The sequence below is a fragment of the Streptococcus oralis genome (genome assembly GCF_003943825.1).
In the GTDB taxonomy this organism is placed as follows: Bacteria; Bacillota; Bacilli; order Lactobacillales; family Streptococcaceae; genus Streptococcus; species Streptococcus oralis_CD.
This window is the reverse complement of record NZ_RJNJ01000017.1, coordinates 1-16,162: the sequence shown is the minus strand read 5'-3', so window position 1 is coordinate 16,162 and position 16,162 is coordinate 1. Positions and strand designations below refer to the sequence as shown.

14 protein-coding genes, 9 tRNA genes and 1 rRNA gene are annotated in these 16,162 nt (G+C 43.2%); 1 reads left to right on the top strand and 23 read right to left on the bottom strand.

The window, feature by feature from the left end; translation table 11 throughout:
- The 6 genes from comGB to tgt form a co-directional block, all read right to left on the bottom strand.
- Nucleotides 1-911, bottom strand: a 911-nt coding sequence (comGB, locus tag D8863_RS10130) for a competence type IV pilus assembly protein ComGB (protein WP_125441830.1), incomplete at its 3' end; no start/stop codon positions are given.
- Nucleotides 859-1,800, bottom strand: a complete 942-nt coding sequence (comGA, locus tag D8863_RS10125; protein ID WP_061421835.1) for a competence type IV pilus ATPase ComGA — start codon at nt 1,798-1,800, stop codon at nt 859-861. The genes comGA and comGB, both read right to left, overlap by 53 nt.
- A gap of 61 nt (nt 1,801-1,861) precedes the next feature.
- Entirely contained in the window at nt 1,862-2,227 is a 366-nt protein-coding gene (locus D8863_RS10120; RefSeq protein WP_061421836.1) for a DUF1033 family protein, read from the bottom strand.
- A gap of 151 nt (nt 2,228-2,378) precedes the next feature.
- Nucleotides 2,379-3,530: an N-acetylglucosamine-6-phosphate deacetylase gene (gene nagA / locus D8863_RS10115; RefSeq protein WP_001134437.1), complete on the bottom strand. Its 1,152-nt coding sequence runs from the start codon at nt 3,528-3,530 to the stop codon at nt 2,379-2,381.
- 140 nt (nt 3,531-3,670) lie between these two features.
- Nucleotides 3,671-5,488 (bottom strand): acyltransferase family protein, encoded by a 1,818-nt coding sequence (locus D8863_RS10110; RefSeq protein WP_125441829.1) that lies wholly within the window; start codon nt 5,486-5,488, stop codon nt 3,671-3,673.
- A 133-nt stretch (nt 5,489-5,621) separates the two neighbouring features.
- A complete protein-coding gene (gene tgt, locus D8863_RS10105) occupies nt 5,622-6,764 on the bottom strand; it encodes a tRNA guanosine(34) transglycosylase Tgt (RefSeq protein WP_084868870.1) in 1,143 nt (380 codons plus the stop codon).
- Nucleotides 6,765-6,880: 116 nt separating this feature from the next.
- Between tgt and D8863_RS10100 the strand changes: the two genes are divergently transcribed.
- The gene (locus tag D8863_RS10100; RefSeq protein WP_125441828.1) at nt 6,881-7,738 is read left to right on the top strand and encodes a DUF975 family protein; all 858 of its coding nucleotides are present in this window, start codon (nt 6,881-6,883) and stop codon (nt 7,736-7,738) included.
- Between the two features lie 40 nt (nt 7,739-7,778).
- Here D8863_RS10100 and D8863_RS10095 read toward each other — a convergent pair whose 3' ends face one another.
- The 17 genes from D8863_RS10095 to rrf form a co-directional block, all read right to left on the bottom strand.
- Complete coding sequence (locus tag D8863_RS10095) at nt 7,779-8,141, bottom strand: DUF1304 domain-containing protein (RefSeq protein ID WP_125441827.1); 363 nt, start codon at nt 8,139-8,141, stop codon at nt 7,779-7,781.
- A 10-nt stretch (nt 8,142-8,151) separates the two neighbouring features.
- Nucleotides 8,152-8,577: a MarR family winged helix-turn-helix transcriptional regulator gene (locus D8863_RS10090; protein WP_125441826.1), complete on the bottom strand. Its 426-nt coding sequence runs from the start codon at nt 8,575-8,577 to the stop codon at nt 8,152-8,154.
- A gap of 197 nt (nt 8,578-8,774) precedes the next feature.
- Complete coding sequence (locus D8863_RS10085) at nt 8,775-9,968, bottom strand: LysM peptidoglycan-binding domain-containing protein (protein WP_125441825.1); 1,194 nt, start codon at nt 9,966-9,968, stop codon at nt 8,775-8,777.
- A gap of 129 nt (nt 9,969-10,097) precedes the next feature.
- Nucleotides 10,098-10,754 (bottom strand): HAD family hydrolase, encoded by a 657-nt coding sequence (locus D8863_RS10080; RefSeq protein WP_125441824.1) that lies wholly within the window; start codon nt 10,752-10,754, stop codon nt 10,098-10,100.
- A 3-nt stretch (nt 10,755-10,757) separates the two neighbouring features.
- Complete coding sequence (locus D8863_RS10075) at nt 10,758-12,038, bottom strand: MATE family efflux transporter (RefSeq protein WP_125441823.1); 1,281 nt, start codon at nt 12,036-12,038, stop codon at nt 10,758-10,760.
- Between the two features lie 60 nt (nt 12,039-12,098).
- Entirely contained in the window at nt 12,099-13,583 is a 1,485-nt protein-coding gene (gene thrC / locus D8863_RS10070) for a threonine synthase (protein WP_125441822.1), read from the bottom strand.
- Between the two features lie 75 nt (nt 13,584-13,658).
- Nucleotides 13,659-14,936, bottom strand: coding sequence for a glutamate-cysteine ligase family protein (locus tag D8863_RS10065; protein WP_125441821.1), 1,278 nt, complete (start codon nt 14,934-14,936; stop codon nt 13,659-13,661).
- 173 nt (nt 14,937-15,109) lie between these two features.
- Nucleotides 15,110-15,193: transfer RNA gene (locus D8863_RS10060), tRNA-Leu, on the bottom strand.
- 9 nt (nt 15,194-15,202) lie between these two features.
- A tRNA-Gln gene (locus D8863_RS10055) sits at nt 15,203-15,274 on the bottom strand.
- Nucleotides 15,275-15,311: 37 nt separating this feature from the next.
- Nucleotides 15,312-15,385 (bottom strand) — tRNA-Phe (locus tag D8863_RS10050).
- Between the two features lie 3 nt (nt 15,386-15,388).
- Nucleotides 15,389-15,462 (bottom strand) — tRNA-Met (locus D8863_RS10045).
- Between the two features lie 11 nt (nt 15,463-15,473).
- Nucleotides 15,474-15,563 (bottom strand) — tRNA-Ser (locus D8863_RS10040).
- A gap of 6 nt (nt 15,564-15,569) precedes the next feature.
- Nucleotides 15,570-15,641, bottom strand: a tRNA-Glu gene (locus D8863_RS10035).
- 11 nt (nt 15,642-15,652) lie between these two features.
- Nucleotides 15,653-15,726: transfer RNA gene (locus D8863_RS10030), tRNA-Ile, on the bottom strand.
- Nucleotides 15,727-15,761: 35 nt separating this feature from the next.
- A tRNA-Gly gene (locus tag D8863_RS10025) sits at nt 15,762-15,832 on the bottom strand.
- Between the two features lie 5 nt (nt 15,833-15,837).
- Nucleotides 15,838-15,910 (bottom strand) — tRNA-Val (locus tag D8863_RS10020).
- 4 nt (nt 15,911-15,914) lie between these two features.
- Nucleotides 15,915-16,030, bottom strand: a 5S ribosomal RNA gene (rrf, locus tag D8863_RS10015).
- Nucleotides 16,031-16,162 lie beyond the last annotated feature (132 nt).

The window sequence follows — 16,162 nt, the reverse complement described above, 5'->3', positions numbered from 1 at the left end:
ATGGTGCGGTTGACTCGGGTAAAAAAGGCTTCCCAAGTCTTTTCTGCATAGATTTCCAACTCACTCCCTAGCTTGGACTTGACTTCTCCATACTCGATGATGAGACTCAACTCCTTTTTAAAGAAAGGATAGGTTCCTATAGTCTGAGAAAATCCGCGACCATTTTGCAGGGCTTGAGCCAGATCTTGACCGATTTCTTTAAAGAGCTGAGAACCCTGTTCCTGCATGATCTGAAAAATCTGCGTCAGCCCCATCCCCTGTGAAATCATATTGCCCCATTCACGAGCGTAATAGGCCGTCAGATAGGTCTGGACAAAGATTCCTAGAAAGGGAATCCGCGCTAACATCAAGAAGACCCGCATCTTGGAACTTCTTTTGTAAAAAGTGAGGGCTAAAAGTAAAGATAGAGAGCAAACCAGCACTAGTCCCAGAAATATTTGTGGCAGATTGCCGATGATTTGAGTGGCAATATTGCTACTGTCCAGTTGGGGGAGCAAATAATTCCTGAGCCCCAACATGATTAGCAGGAGAAATCCCAGTAAAATCAAAGGATAGGTCGCTACTTCAATTAACTTCTTCTTGACCTTGGACAAATTATCCAGATATTCTTCTATCTTTCCCAAACTCAGGTGAAGATTTCCATGGGCTTCAGCTAGAGATAACTGGGTCACAATAGCACTTGAAAAGCCCAAGCTGTTCATCATTTCTGAGAATGATTTCCCCTGAGCCAAGCCTTGGTGCATCTGGGCCACATAGTCCTTTTCTAGCAGGGCACTTCTTCCCAAGAAAGAAATAATTTCCACCAAATGAAAGCCACTGGAGAAGAGGTTGTTAAACAAGGTGATGATTTTCTTCTGCTTAGCTGTAGCTAATTTTTTCCGTTTCAGCCTGAAGACTTGTGATATGTCCATCTTTAAGAAGCTGATCAATCTGCTCATTCCAGCTAGTTGGCTGGTGTTCTTGATAGTCTTTGTTTGCAAAGTCAACGATTCCTCCTCCCCCGATTAATCTCTGGTAGCAGACTCCTTGCAGAACAACTGCTAGTTCCTCCTCCGTCACACCCAACTCCAGAAGGCGTTCATAAACACCTCGGATACTTTTGGCATGAATGGTTGAAAAGACCGTCGCACCTGTCAAACTAGCTCTGAACACTGCACGCGCCGTCTCGCTGTCACGAATTTCACCGATAATCAGGAGATCCGGACGATGTCGGAGAGACAGTTTGATCAGATTTTCATAGGTCAATCCAATCGCCTCATTCAACTGCAATTGGAGCATGTCTTCCTGCTTGATTTCTACTGGGTCTTCGATAGACATAACTTGCTGCCCCTTAAAGAGGGACTTGGCTAATTCGTGCATCAAGGTCGTCTTGCCACTGCCGACTGGACCTGCAAAGAGATAGAGGCCCCGTTGCCTGTACTGCTCACCCAGTTCGTTCATATCCTGAAACCAGAAATGCAGCTCCTGCTCCTCATCGTGCAACAAACGAATGACCAAACTCTCATGTCCCCGATAATCTCCCACGGTAGACAAACGCAGAGAAGACTTCTTCTCCCCATGCTGATAGTCGCAAGATCCCAGCTGACTACGTCTCTTCTCTCCTACATTCATACCCGCTACAAACTTAAAATGACTAATCACTGCAGCTAAAACCTCAAACTCATAGGAATCAATTAGACACCGTTCGTCTCCAACCCGCATGTGAAGCTCGTAGGACTTTTCCTTGGGGATAAAATAGATATCCTGAGCCTTCTTTTCTTTCGCAGTAGCAATAATTTTCTGTGCAATTTCTTGTACCATACCGCCCTCCTTATCTAACTATTCGCAAAAAAATAAAAAAAGCAACTTAAAAAGTTACTTTTTATCTCCATTTCATACGGCAAGAACGGTGTTTTTCTTGACCTGTTTGTTTTTCGTAGCCTGGACGTAGCTTTTCATCGGGGATGACTTGCTCATCCTGTAAAAGTGCCAAAGAATGGTACTGCTGCAAATACTCATCACACTCATCACACCAGCGTTTATCAGCAGGATCCCAAAAAATAGTCATCAAATCACTCCGACTCTTATAAAGAGGATTCTTCTTTTCCAGCTCAAACCAGCGTGATTTATAATATTTTAGAGCATCATAATACTTGTCAAAAGATTGACTCATGATGACATCTTCTTCCCAACCTTCTATGAACCACCACGGTTCAAAGTCCCCATACATTTCTATAACACGATACATTCTTACTACTTCCTTTGTATCGTATATTATATCTAATTTTTAATTACAAGAAAAGGATTTTGCTTGCCTTTCCCTCTAGGAAGACTTCTTTAAATACCTTTTCAGCCTATCATAAAAATAGGAGTCCTTTATTGACCCCTATTTTATCTTCTTAGGCTTGATAACGTTTCACACCGTCTAGGTAGGTTGCTACCAATTCCAAATCTTTGTCTAGTACGATAAAGTCGGCATCGTAACCTTCACGGATTTGACCACAGACATCATCGATGTGAACAGATTTTGCTGGGTTGAGGCTGGCCATCATGACTGCTTCATGTGGATTCGCAATGCCCCATTCGACCACATTCTTCAAACCGTCCTTAAGTTTGAGTATAGAACCTGCCAAATTGCCTGTCGATTTGAGGCGAGCAGTTCCATTAGCCACGACTACTGGGAATTCTCCCAACATGTAGTCACCGTCTTCCAAGCCACCAGCTGTCATACAGTCTGTGATAAGGGCGATATTTTCAGTTCCTTTTTGCTTGAGCAAAATGTCACAGGCCTTTGGATCTACGTGGTGACCATCACAAATCAATTCAGCGTAAGTATGTGGCAATTCATACATTGCTCCCACCATACCGAGCTCACGGTGAGTCAACCCACGCATCCCATTGTAGGCATGTACCCAAACGCTTGCTCCAGCATCGACTGCTTTTTTAGCTTCATCAAAAGTCGCATTTGAGTGTCCCAGAGCAACGGTCACACCTTCCCCCGTAACCGTACGAACAAAGTCTTCTACACCTTCGCGTTCTGGCGCAAGGGCGATTTTATTGAGCAAGCCATTGGCTGCTTTTTGCCAAGCACGAAACTCATCCATACGAGGGTCTTTCATATAGGCAGGGTTTTGAGCCCCCTTGTATTTCTCTGTGAAATAAGGCCCTTCAAAATAGATTCCACGAATCTTGGCTCCACTGGCTTCCTGGTAACGAGCACCGATATTTTCAGTTACCGCAAGCAACTGCTCGTAAGAGGAAGTCAACGTCGTTGGCAAGAAGCTGGTAACACCCATGCTAAGCAATCCTTCACTCATGGTATGAAGGGTCCCTTCGATGTTATTGTCCATGACATCGACACCACCAAATCCATGAATATGGGTATCCACAAGTCCTGGGGCAATGCTATAACCTGTATAGTCAATCACCTCAGCTCCTTCAGGAATCTGTTCTACATGTTTGCCAAACTTGCCATCCACAAGTTCCAAGTAACCGCCACGACGAACTCCGTGTGGGTAGAAAAACTGATCAGCTTTAATATAATTAGGCATAATGATAACCTCCTTGATAGATTGATTCTAGAATTTATTATGTCAATTACATTATAAACCTTTCTTTTTCATTTGTAAATGGTATAGACCTATTTTCTAGAGATATTTTAAAAGAGCTGGATTTCTCCAACTCTTTGATCTTATTTTGATTTTACAGGCAGTTCTTGAGCAGCCTTAACAGCAGCTGAAATCGTCTCTGCGTAAAGTTTAGCACCTTCTTCAATCATGTTGCTATCATTTCCAAAGTGGACTTGGTCAGTTCCAGCCCAGATTTCAGGGTGTTCCTTAGCAACCTTATTCCAGTCAGCGATGCTTACGTAAGGATTCTTTTCAGCTAATTCCCGTGCATAAGCCGCATACTGCTCCACTGATGTGTAAGTGTCCTTGCTCTTGTCTCCCTCATAAGGTGTCACCAGTATCAGATGGTGTCCTTTCGGTAGATTGTTCACGATGCTGTCCAAATCATTCTTGTAACCTTCAGGATTGTTGACTCCCGTTGCAATGACAACTGTTTTTAGCAGCGCCTTGTTCTGACTGTTATTGAGCATAATGTCATTGGCTTGCTTGGTCGTTCGACTAACCTGGGCATTGATATTCGCTTCAGGAAGTGCCTCTTGTAAGGCTGTATTGGCACGCAAGGCTACCGAATCTCCTATTAGGCTTGTTCCCTCAGAAATTCCTAGGCGACTCAGTTCAGCTTGTTCAGCAAGAGTCTTTGTTTGTCCTATATTGGTTTGGGCTTGTTTGAAACCATTGACCATCAAGTCTGTCTCAAAAGCTCCAACATGAGGAGCCACAGCTATGATAATCAAGGTAAGCAGGGTAAGAATGCCAGCACCACCAGCACTAATTGGTTTAATATGAGGCAATCGACTAATCTTCCGTATTAAAGGATTGGATTTACCGGCAATCAATGGCTCAATAATATAGAAGGATAGGATAGCAAAGAAATAAGAAAAGATGATCGTCAGAATAACAGCAGGCAGATTACTCATCAACTGAGAAAAGATAATATAAAAAGGCCAGTGGAAAAGATAAACCGCGTAGCTGGTATCCGCTAAAAATGTAATGATCCGAGGTTCTTGTATCTCAGGCGTTTTCTCATGTAAGACACGCGCAGCAAAAATCATAGTCACTGCCGCTAAACTTGCTAGCAAGAAGCCAAATAAGTACGCAAACAGGTAGGTAAACTTGACAAAGAAGGTCAAGAGTACTAATACCAAGAGGCCTGCAGCAAATACTAGTAGATTCTGACGAAGATCCCACATCCGGTCAAATTGCTTGACTAAATCGCTCGTCTGACGAACCCCCACAACTGTCGCCAAAATGCTTCCTAAAAAGAAGGGATAGACATGGGTCAAACTTGAAAAGTAGACAGATGAATAGGAACTAGCCATTAGACTACCAATAAACATGGAGAAAAAGCTAATGATAAAAGCTCCCGCAGAAAGGAGAAAGACCATCCCTCTCAATTGACTACTAGATTTTGAACGTTTCGATAAGAACCAAACCGCTAAGCCCCAAAGGATATAGTAGTGAACCTCAACAGCTAGACTCCAGTTGTGAACAAAGAGATGCGGAATGAACTGGGATTCATAACTGCCCCCTGTTAACATTTCGTAGAAGTTGGTCATAAAACCGAGAACTCCAGCTATCTGGCCACCAATTCCAGCAACATAGTCTTGACGAACCAAGAAAGTAAAAGGCATGGTCACCAAAACCATCAGCACCACAGGTGGCACGATGCGGTAAAACCGTCTCTTAAAAAAGCCCAGTAAATCAATCTGGCGTGCCTTCCCAAATTCTTCTAAAAGGAGGGAGGTGATCAAAAATCCTGAAAAAGTGAAAAAGACATCTACCCCAAAGAATCCTCCAGGAAAGATCGTTTGAAAGAAGTGGTACAAAAGCACCAAAAGTAAACCTGTAATCCTAATCAAGGAAAACCATTTAATACGCATACGAGTCTATTCTCCATTAAATTAGGAAGCAAAACACCACCTAATTTCCATTCCATTATACTCCCTATTCTATCAAAAAAATAGGAAAAATCCTAAGAGAAAACTTAGGATTTTGGCATTCTATTTTTACACTTTAAAAATTGCGTCCTGACTTGTTGTAGCCATATTTTTCTACAAAATACTCACGAAATTCCAAGAGATTGTCATCCATGATGGCTTGACGCACTTGCTTCATCAGATTGAGCAAGAAGTAGAGATTGTGGTAACTAGTCAAGCGGATACCAAAGGTTTCGTCTGCCTTGAGTAGGTGGCGAAGATAAGCGCGTGTATAGTTCTTACATGTGTAGCAATCGCACTCAGGATCCAGTGGCATAAAGTCTTCAGCGAATTGGGCATTTTTGACAACCAAACGACCTTGACTGGTCATACAAGTCCCGTTACGAGCGATACGAGTCGGCAAGACACAGTCAAACATATCCACACCACGAATAACCCCATCAATCAAGCTATCTGGCGCTCCCACACCCATCAAATAGCGAGGTTTGTTTTCAGGAAGAAGTTGGGTTGTAAAGTCCAAGACGGCATTCATTTCTTCGTGCGTTTCTCCCACTGCCAAACCACCGATAGAGTAGCCTGGGAAATCCATGCTGACAAGGTCATGAGCTGACTGACGGCGAAGGTCTTCAAAGCCTGCCCCCTGTACAATTCCAAACAAACCTTGGTCATGCGGGCGACGGTGAGCCTTCAAACCACGCTCAGCCCAACGGCTAGTACGCTCGATTGATTTCTTAACGTAGTCATAAGGTTGGTAAAACTGAGGACATTCATCAAAAGACATCATGATGTCGGAGCCTAGATTATTCTGAATAGAGATGGCCTTTTCTGGCGATAGAAACATCTTGGAACCATTGAGATGGTTTTTAAAGGTTACTCCTTCTTCGGTGATATTTCGGCTATCAGCTAGGGAATAAACCTGGAAACCACCACTATCCGTCAAGATTGGTTGGTCCCAATTCATGAACTTGTGGAGACCACCTGCGCGTGCGATGAGTTCATCTCCAGGGCGAAGCCAGAGATGATAGGTATTAGAGAGGATAATCCCTGATCCCATCTCCTTCAACTCCTCTGGTGACTGGGTTTTTACAGTAGCTTGGGTCCCAACTGGCATAAACATAGGCGTTGGAAAGGTACCGTGCGGGGTGATGATTTCTCCCAGACGAGCTCCTGTATGTTTTTCTTTCTTAATCAAACGGTATTTGATTGGTGAATCTGACATTTTCTACCTCCGAAGCTGGGAAAGACAGTCCCAGTTCATACTTTGTGCCCAAAGGCATACTGTATGATTTTATCAAAAAAACCAGGAACTGTCACGAACTATGGTATAATGAAAGAATGAAATACCCAAAAATTGATTTAAAAACCATTCGTCTGCAGACGAGGCAGTTTCAGGCTGAAAATCCCCGCCTCTTTCTCGTCTATCTCTTACCTAGTATGCTGGTCATCTTGTCAGGCTTTCTCAACCCCTTGGCTCGTCTCCAAGAAAGTGTTTTAGAGCAATCATTTTTCAGCATGCTAGCACAAGTGCTCCAAGCCTATCTCTTCCCGCTAGTGGTTTCTTTTATGAGCACGATTTTTCTAGCAGGTGCTGCTTTTGCGACACTCCGACTCCTCAAGGATCCTGATACAGAACTCTCAGTAAAATCAAGCCTGGCCCTCTTTGCTGCAGAGCGCTTCTCGCAAACCTTCCTAACTCTGCTCCTCAAACGTTTCTACCTCTTTTTATGGAGCATTCCAAACTTAGTAGGCGTTTATTTTCTCTTTTATAGCAATCTCTTAGCTCGGAGATTTGTCGCCCTACATCCTGAATTTCCAAAATTAGACCTCTCATCCCTTGAAACAGAGCAGTTCCTTATGACCTTTGGCCTCTACTTTTTCGCGAGTCTCATCTTGATGATTGTAGGGAACATCCTCTATGTTCCGCAACATTATGCCTACTCGCAGGTAGAATTCCTCCTCTGCGACACTCTGGATTTAGGCCAAGCTAAACCAAGGCAAATCCTGAAAACCAGCCGTTTCTTGATGAAGGGTTACAAATTCCAGCGCTTTGTCCTCGACCTACAACTACTCCCTTGGTACTTCCTCAACTGGCTCACTTTTGGAATTGCTAGTTTTTCAATCCTTCCCTATATCCAGAACAATCACATCTTCTTTTACAGAGCCCTACTAGCCCGTAAACGTCGAAATGGATAAGAGTCTACAAAAACCAGCGTCGTTCAGGACGCTGGTTTTTTTATTTCAAAAGTAACATACTCAGCAGAGTCAAAATAGCAGGCCCACCTTGCTTCAGAATAATCTTCTTGTCTGCCGTCAGAGAACCGTAGGTCGCTGCACCAAGCACAAATAAAACAAAGATGGTCACAATTTCCAAACTTTGTGAGAAATAAATCCCGTACAAGAGAAAGGCCCCTATCAAAGCATTATAAATTCCTTGATTTTTAAATAATGAACTCACTGAAGGACGAGCCAGTTCTTCCTTATCCACATTAAATACTCGACTAGTAGTATCTGATTGCGTAGCCACACTTTCCAAATAAAAAATGTAAAAATGCTCCAAGGCAACGATAGTTGCTAAAATAATTGTAAAAATAGACATATTCTTCTCCTTAAATTTTTATCTCTTCTAAGCCAGATATCAACTTTTCTAACAAGCGACTGAACTCTTCTCGCTCTCCTTTTGTAAGTACACTCTCCATCTGATTTTTTACGTTTATATGTTGTTGAGGAGAGTTGGTTATTAGTTGTTCTCTCGCAAAGTCTGTCGCTTCCACCAAAACCTCCCTCTGGTTTTCAGGATTCCGACGTCGATTAACCAAACCTTCCTTTTCCAAAATTTTAAAGTGCCTTGTCAAGGCAGCCTGATCAATCTTCAATCTATCCTGAACTGCTATTTGATTACACGGAGACTGATCGATTAAGAAACATAAGATTTGATAACGAGTCAGACTAATTCCCAATTGGCGTTCAAATAGTTGTGTCATTGACTGATCTGCTAATCGTAGTTGATACAGTAAATCATGGATTGCTACCATAAATCTTTCTCCTTTAAAGTTGATTTATCAACAATTGACTTATCAAGTATAATGCAACCCAAAAAATAAATCAAGTAATATGCTTACATTCTCTTGAAATATTACTCACTTCCTCATATTTATCCCTTTTACCCTAAAGGAATGACACGCAAAAAAGAAGCGGGAACTCAATCAGTTCCCAACTTCCATTTTAATGATTAGTTCATTGATACGTGAACGTGGTCATAGTGGTTTTCGGTCACACTACCACGATCCGGCATTGGATTCCACGTGTAGGCTGGTCCATATTTACTATCATATGGAGCGTAGAAACGTTGTTTCCAGATGATATAGTTGATACCACGGCTGGCCATATTTTTGACTGCATATTCCGCGATTTGATCACCAAGTGCTGAACTCACTGGAACCATGAAGTCGATGGCCAAACCTTTACCATGGTCCCCACTGTCACCAGGACGATAGCCACTAAAGGATGTGATGCCAAACAAGTTGGCGATTTCTTCCTTAAAGGCTGCCGTTTGCGGTTGAAGACCTGCATTCTCAGACTTAGCTACAGCAAGTCCTGCATAGTCAGGAGCCGCTGGAGCTGAATAAGTTCTTGAAGGAGTTTGGCTTTGCTCTGCTTGATAAGTCGAAGTTGCAGTGTCAGAAGTTGCTGGTGCAGTTGCTGGAGTTGTTGCTACCGTTTCTTCCGTAGCTGGAGTCGCTGCTACTGGTGCTTCTGCTGGAGTCGTTGCTGCTGTTTCTTCGGTTACTGTAGTCGCTGCTTGAGGAGCTTCTTCTTCAACTGGGCGAGTTGTTTCTGCTACTGGTGCTTCCACTGGAGTCGTTTCAGCTGTTTCTTCAGCTACAGGTGTTTCTGTAGACGGTGTCTCTTCAGCAACTGTCGCTGTCTCAGAAACTTCTGAACTTGGCGCTACTTCTGCTGGTTTTTCAGTCTCGGTTGCAGTTGGAGCTTCCTCAATTGGTTGAGAAAGGTCTTCTACTTGAACTGTTTGTTCATCGACTGTCACTTGATTTGTCGTCAAATCAGCTGTCGCAGTCGTCACTTCTTCACTAGCATCTGCTTGAGGAGCTTGGATTTCAACTTCCGTTACCTCTTCTGCCTCATTGACAGTTGTAGTGAGGACAGTATCTGGGAAAATCAAGTCCATATTGGTGATTTTGTTCAAATTAGCAAGAACCGTCACATCTACTCCCAAAGCTTCTGCAATCATGCTCAGGGTATCACCATACTGAACTGTATAGCTGTTTTTGTTTTCGTTTTTAGTTACGTCATTTTGGATTTGCTCAACGCTACGTGCTGTCCAAGAGATTTCTTGAGTTTTAGCTCCTAATGCGGGAGCAAGAGACAAGGCTACAGTTGAGGCTAAAATAATTCTTTTCTTCATTCGTTCATATTCCTTTCAAATGAGTACCTGTCTATCATAACACAAAAAAAGCAGAAAAAAAGCCCTCTCGGGCCTATTTAACAGAACTGTCTATTCCCTGTAACAAACTCGATTACTTGAAATAGTTTGTTAGGTTTCTGTCACAAAACTGACACAATCTTCTCGTCCCCAATCCTCAGAAATACGAGGAATATCTGCCAGTGCTTGAATCCTGTGATTCCCTTCATAAGAAGACTCTAAAAAGTTGATGCTTTGAAGGCCACTATTCTGGGCAAATTCCACATCCAAAGTCCGGTCTCCTATATAATAGGTATTATTAGGATCCAGCTGATACTTGTCTAACAGATAGTTAGCCGCTTGTGGACTTGGCTTCCGCTCAAAACCGCTCTGACTGGTTAAAATCTCTGTAAAATAGGATTCCAACCCCAAGTCTCTGAGAATGGTAAAAGCATTGTCCCCCTTATGAGTATAGACAAACTGCTGAATCCCTGCTTGGTCTGCCCAAGCTAGCACTTCACGCGCACCTGGCATCAAAACTACCTGAGTATTCTTCTCAGCCAGACTTTGGGCACGCACCTGATTGAGCACTTCCGCATCCAGGTTTCTCTCTTCTGCCACCTGCTCCAGCAAATCCTGCACAGAGTACCTGAGGATAAACTCTCTCACTTTTTCCTTATCATAAGGAATAGAAAACTGAGCAAAGGTCTCCTCAATCCCTGACAAAATCGCTTCGTAAGAGTCCAATAAAGTCCCGTCTAAATCCCAAATAAATGCTGTTTTTTGCATTTCCTATCCTTTCAAGCTCATATAACGCTGGTAACGGTAACGTAGAAATAACCAGCGAAAACCATTATCCAAGAGAGTCCCTGCCCAAATACCAGGCAAGCCCCAACCAAGAACAAGCCCCATCAGATAAGCTGTCCCTATACGGATACACCACATCCCAATACTTGTCGCATAAAAGGGGAGGCGAGCATTTCCCAAGCCCTGCCAAACTGCCGTATATATAACTGTCCCTGTCGCCATGGGGGTTCCTAGTAGAGAGAACAGTGCCACCAAAACGCTCGCTTCGACTGCTACAGGATTGGTCGTATAGAGATGAGTCAATGGTGTCCCCAAGGCATAGATACTGAGAGTTAAGGGCAACATGAGAAGCAGGGAAAGCCAAAAGGTTTGCTTGCTCAAATCATCTACGCTTTCCCAGTTATCCTCTCCAACTGCTCGAGCTACCTGCATGACCGTCGCCGTAGCGACGCCAAAGGCAGGCATATAGTTAAACTGGGTCAAGACTTCTCCGACTGCATTTCCCGCTACTGCCTCCGTCCCAAAAGAAACAACCAAGGCAATGATCACTACATCTCCAGCCCGCATCATGAGACGTTCTCCTGCCGCTGGCAAAGCCAAAGTCAATAGTTCCTTATCTAAACCAAAAGTCGGTTTCTCAAAAGGCAGCTTTAATTGCGACCACAAAATCACAAGACCGACTAAGCGAGACAAGATAGTCCCCCAAGCAACACCCGCTATGCCCATATCAAGGACAAAAATAGCTAGACTTGAAAAAAGAATATTCAAGGCATTGGATAAAAGACTAACATAGAGAGGCAGACGCGGATTATGCGTTGCACGAATCAAGGCCCCTAGACTAGTCATCAAGCCCAAGAGAACAATCGATCCGCCTACCAAAGATAGGTAGAGCCCACCACTCTCGGCTACATCCCTCTCCGTGCCCAAGAGTCCTATCATCTCTTGCCCAGCAAAGAGCGATAAGGCGCCTAAAAGTGCACTCAGCAATAGGGTTATCTTGAGAGCCTCTGTCACATGATAAGCCAACTTGGACTGATCTTTCTGCCCCAAACTTTTTGAAATAACACTAGAAATAGCAGCCCCTAGAGCGATAAAAATCGCCTGGTAAATCGTGATAATATTGCCAGCCACTGAAACACCCGAAATAGCTATCAGTCCCAAGTGAGCGACCAAGTAACTGTCCACCATTCCCATGAGCATCTGCAAAAAGTTTTCACCCATAGCTGGCAATGCAATATTAAGAATGTCTTTATTTTTCTTAAACAATCTCTCCTCCTGATGAAAAGAAACTCAGTTGGTTTCCCAACCGAGTTTACTCCCTCTGTCTTAAAGTCCTAGATAAGCCTCAACCGCTGCTTGCATATCAGCAGCTGCCACTGTTGTTTTATGACGAACTGGAGCTGTTTCAAGGCCATCAACCGCTGGTGGCACTGCCACTCCTGAAATGTCATGTAATTGAGCCAAAGCTTCAAAGTCAGTCAAGCCTGCTTTTCCTGTTACCGCTTCTACGGCAACCACTGGGAACTTGTAGGGACTAGCTGTTGAAGCAATCACTGTCTTAGCCGCATCCCCAGTAGCCGCTTGGTATTTTCTATAAACAGCTGAGGCAACCGCCGTGTGTGGGTCCTCGATGTAGGCATCTGTTTGATAAACACGTTTAATTTCTGCCGCAGTTTCTTCCTCCGTCGCATATTCAGCTGCAAAGAGTTCCAGAATCGCTGCATCAAAGTCTGTCAATTCATATTGTCCTTGCGTGTTCAAGGCGTTCATGAGTTCAGCTGTCTTAACCGCATCATTCCCCAAAAGATGGAAAATCAAACGCTCCAAGTTTGAAGATACTAAGATATCCATAGATGGACTAGTTGTTACCTTAAACTCACGTTTCTTATCGTAAACACGTGTTTTAAAGAAGTCAGTTAAAACATTATTGTCATTTGAAGCACAGATCAATTTGCCAACTGGCAGACCAATTTGTTTAGCATAAAAGGCAGCCAAGATATTTCCAAAGTTTCCTGTTGGTACTGTGAAGTTGACCTTTTCACCAGCCACAATCTCACCAGACTTGACCAACTGAGCGTAGGCATAAACATAATAAACAATCTGTGGTACCAAACGACCAATGTTCATAGAGTTAGCTGATGAAAATTGCAGTTTATTGGCAGCCAACTTTTCACGAAGAGCTACATCGTTAAACATATGTTTCACATTTGTTTGCGCATCATCAAAGTTTCCATCAATAGCGATAACATGAGTATTGTCGCCAGTCTGAGTAGTCATTTGCAACTCTTGTACCTTGCTGACACCATCCTTTGGATAAAAAACGATGATCTCAGTACCAGGCACATCCGCAAACCCTGCCATAGCCGCTTTCCCAGTATCACCAGATGTCGCTGTCAAAATGACGATTTTGTTCTCCAAACCATGCTTTTTAGCGGCTGTCGTCATAAAGTATGGCAAGATAGACAAGGCCATATCCTTAAAGGCAATGGTTGAACCATGGAACAATTCCAAGTTGTATTGCCCATCCAGTTTCACCAATGGCGCAATAGCTGGAGTATCAAACTTGCTATCGTAGGCATTGTTGATACAATAGTCCAACTCCTCAGCCGTAAAGTCATCTAAAAATGCTGATAAAACTAATTTAGCCACTTCTTGGTAAGAAGCATCTTTTAATGTGTCAAAGTCCAAATCCACCTTTGGATAAGTAAGCGGAGTAAACAGACCACCATCCGTCGCCAAACCTTGCAAAATAGCTTGGCTGGCAGTTACTGTATTATTCGCATCACGCGTTGATTGATAAACTAATGTCATGAATCTCTATCCTTTATCTATAGTCTCTTCCATTATATCACGATTTTTCAGAAAATTCTCCCTTTATAAGAGAAATTATAATCCCAATTCTTTCTTCAAAGGCTCTAAATAAACCATTTCTTGCTTATCTCTTTTCTCCAGTCCTTCCTCAGCTAAGGTGAGTAAATCTTTAGAAAACTCGAGAACCGCAGTTTCTTCTTCATCTGTGAGTTGTTTTTTAGAAAATTGTCGTCTTAAAAGCTTATAATCACGACCAGCTGTGGTAAAAAATGGAGCAGTTCGCAAGTAAGCTTCAAGCTTGTCTAAATGAACCAACAAGCCCAAGTGAAAGGCAGCAGAAGCAAAAGTCCTATCAAGCGGCTGGGTACACACACTACGAAACTCGATAGTCCCTCGAGTCGTTAAGTCTTGGTACTGGTAACTACGATGAGTTTGGAAATCTTCCTCCTGAGGGTAAATAAGAACCTCATCCCCATTAAGGGTGAATGCTTGGATTTCAGGTGTAGCCAAATAGTCCCTAGCCTGAATCGGATAAAAATAATAGGTTTGTTCATCGCGATTCGCAGTAAAAATCGCAGAATGATTTAGATAGTCAAAAAAATCATCCTCATCTTTGAATAGTCTAGTATTGACACCAACATTCTCTGGATAGATACCATGCATGGATTCTTCCCAAAAAATATCTCTCGAAATTTTGGTATCCCAATCTGCCCCTGAAAACTCAGAGTTTGCAAACAAATAAGCTTTAGCGGCTTCAATTTGCGTAAAAGCATTGATAACACGCAGGTAGTTGGAACTTGAAACGTCTAGTTGAACCTGACTTCCACAGATAAAGGCACCATACTCAGGGAAATGATGTAAATCTGATTTAGTTACATTTCTACTCAAATTCAGATAATCCATCAACATCTGATAGCGTGGATAAGCCACTGGACAATTCTCATTTTTATCCCAGTTAGGATGAATGCCGCGGCCAACAATAGCATGATTAGCTTCCCCCAACTTATTCTGAATCGTAGCCATATAGAAGTTAAAGCGTTCTTCCACCTCTTGGATAGATTCGGCCTTTCCGAATGCAAACTCAATCGTCGTATAAGCAACCTCAAACAAGATCGTATCTTGGCTGACTGGATCAAGCAACTGAATTGGATTCCCAAAATCATCCACTTTTTCGATAGTAAAGCCCAGTACTGATGGTAAATACCGAAAGAGATCCTTAACAACTTCACCATCTGTAGCTTTACCCTCTAAATTTACAATAGGATATTCTAACTCAATCCCAATAAATAAATTTGGGTTCTCTTTTATATTCTTTAAGTAACGTTTCTTTAGTAATTCAACAGACCGAGACATTAATCACCAAACTCTTTCATAGTCAAAATAAATTGTGAATAAGTAATATTATACCAAAAATACACTAAAAATGATTAGAATAAGAAGAAAAAGATGATCCATCAGTTATCTGTACTTAATCAAAATCTTTACCAAACAAAAAACAAGGCCCGAAAGCCTTGTCTTTATTACTATACCGGCGGCCGGGGTCGAACCGGCACGTCCTTGCGGACACTGGATTTTGAGTCCAGCGCGTCTGCCAATTCCGCCACGCCGGCAAATAGTAACTGGGGTAGCTGGATTCGAACCAACGCATGAGGGAGTCAAAGTCCCTTGCCTTACCGCTTGGCTATACCCCAATAATATAAAATAGGCGAGTGATGGGGATCGAACCCACGCACGCGAGACGGAATCGAACCGCCGACACATGGAGCTTCAATCCATTGCTCTACCAACTGAGCTACCGAGCCAAATTGCGGGAGCAGGATTTGAACCTACGACCTTCGGGTTATGAGCCCGACGAGCTACCGAGCTGCTCCATCCCGCGTTAATATAAAAAGGAGGATGTGGGATTCGAACCCACGCACGCTTTTACACGCCTGACGGTTTTCAAGACCGTTCCCTTCAGCCGGACTTGGGTAATCCTCCAATAAATAGTCCGTACGGGATTCGAACCCGTGTTACCGCCGTGAAAAGGCGGTGTCTTAACCCCTTGACCAACGGACCATATTTATAAATGGGCACGAGTGGACTCGAACCACCGACCTCACGCTTATCAGGCGTGCGCTCTAACCACCTGAGCTACGCGCCCAAGTTTAAAAAACTTGGTAATTGAACAAAGTTCAAAGCGGGTGACGAGAATCGAACTCGCGACAACAGCTTGGAAGGCTGTAGTTTTACCACTAAACTACACCCGCTAAAATGGGAGTTAACGGGATCGAACCGCTGACCCTCTGCTTGTAAGGCAGATGCTCTCCCAGCTGAGCTAAACTCCCTCGAGCTAAGCGACTTCCATATCTCACAGGGGGCAACCCCCAACTACTTCCGGCGTTCTAGGGCTTAACTGCTGTGTTCGGCATGGGTACAGGTGTATCTCCTAGGCTATCGTCACTTAACTCTGAGTAATACCTACTCAAAATTGAATATCTATCAAATACCAAGAAAACCTCACACTTCGTATTCTCAGTTACTTTGGATAAGTCCTCGAGCTATTAGTATTAGTCCGCTACATGTGTCGCCACACTTCC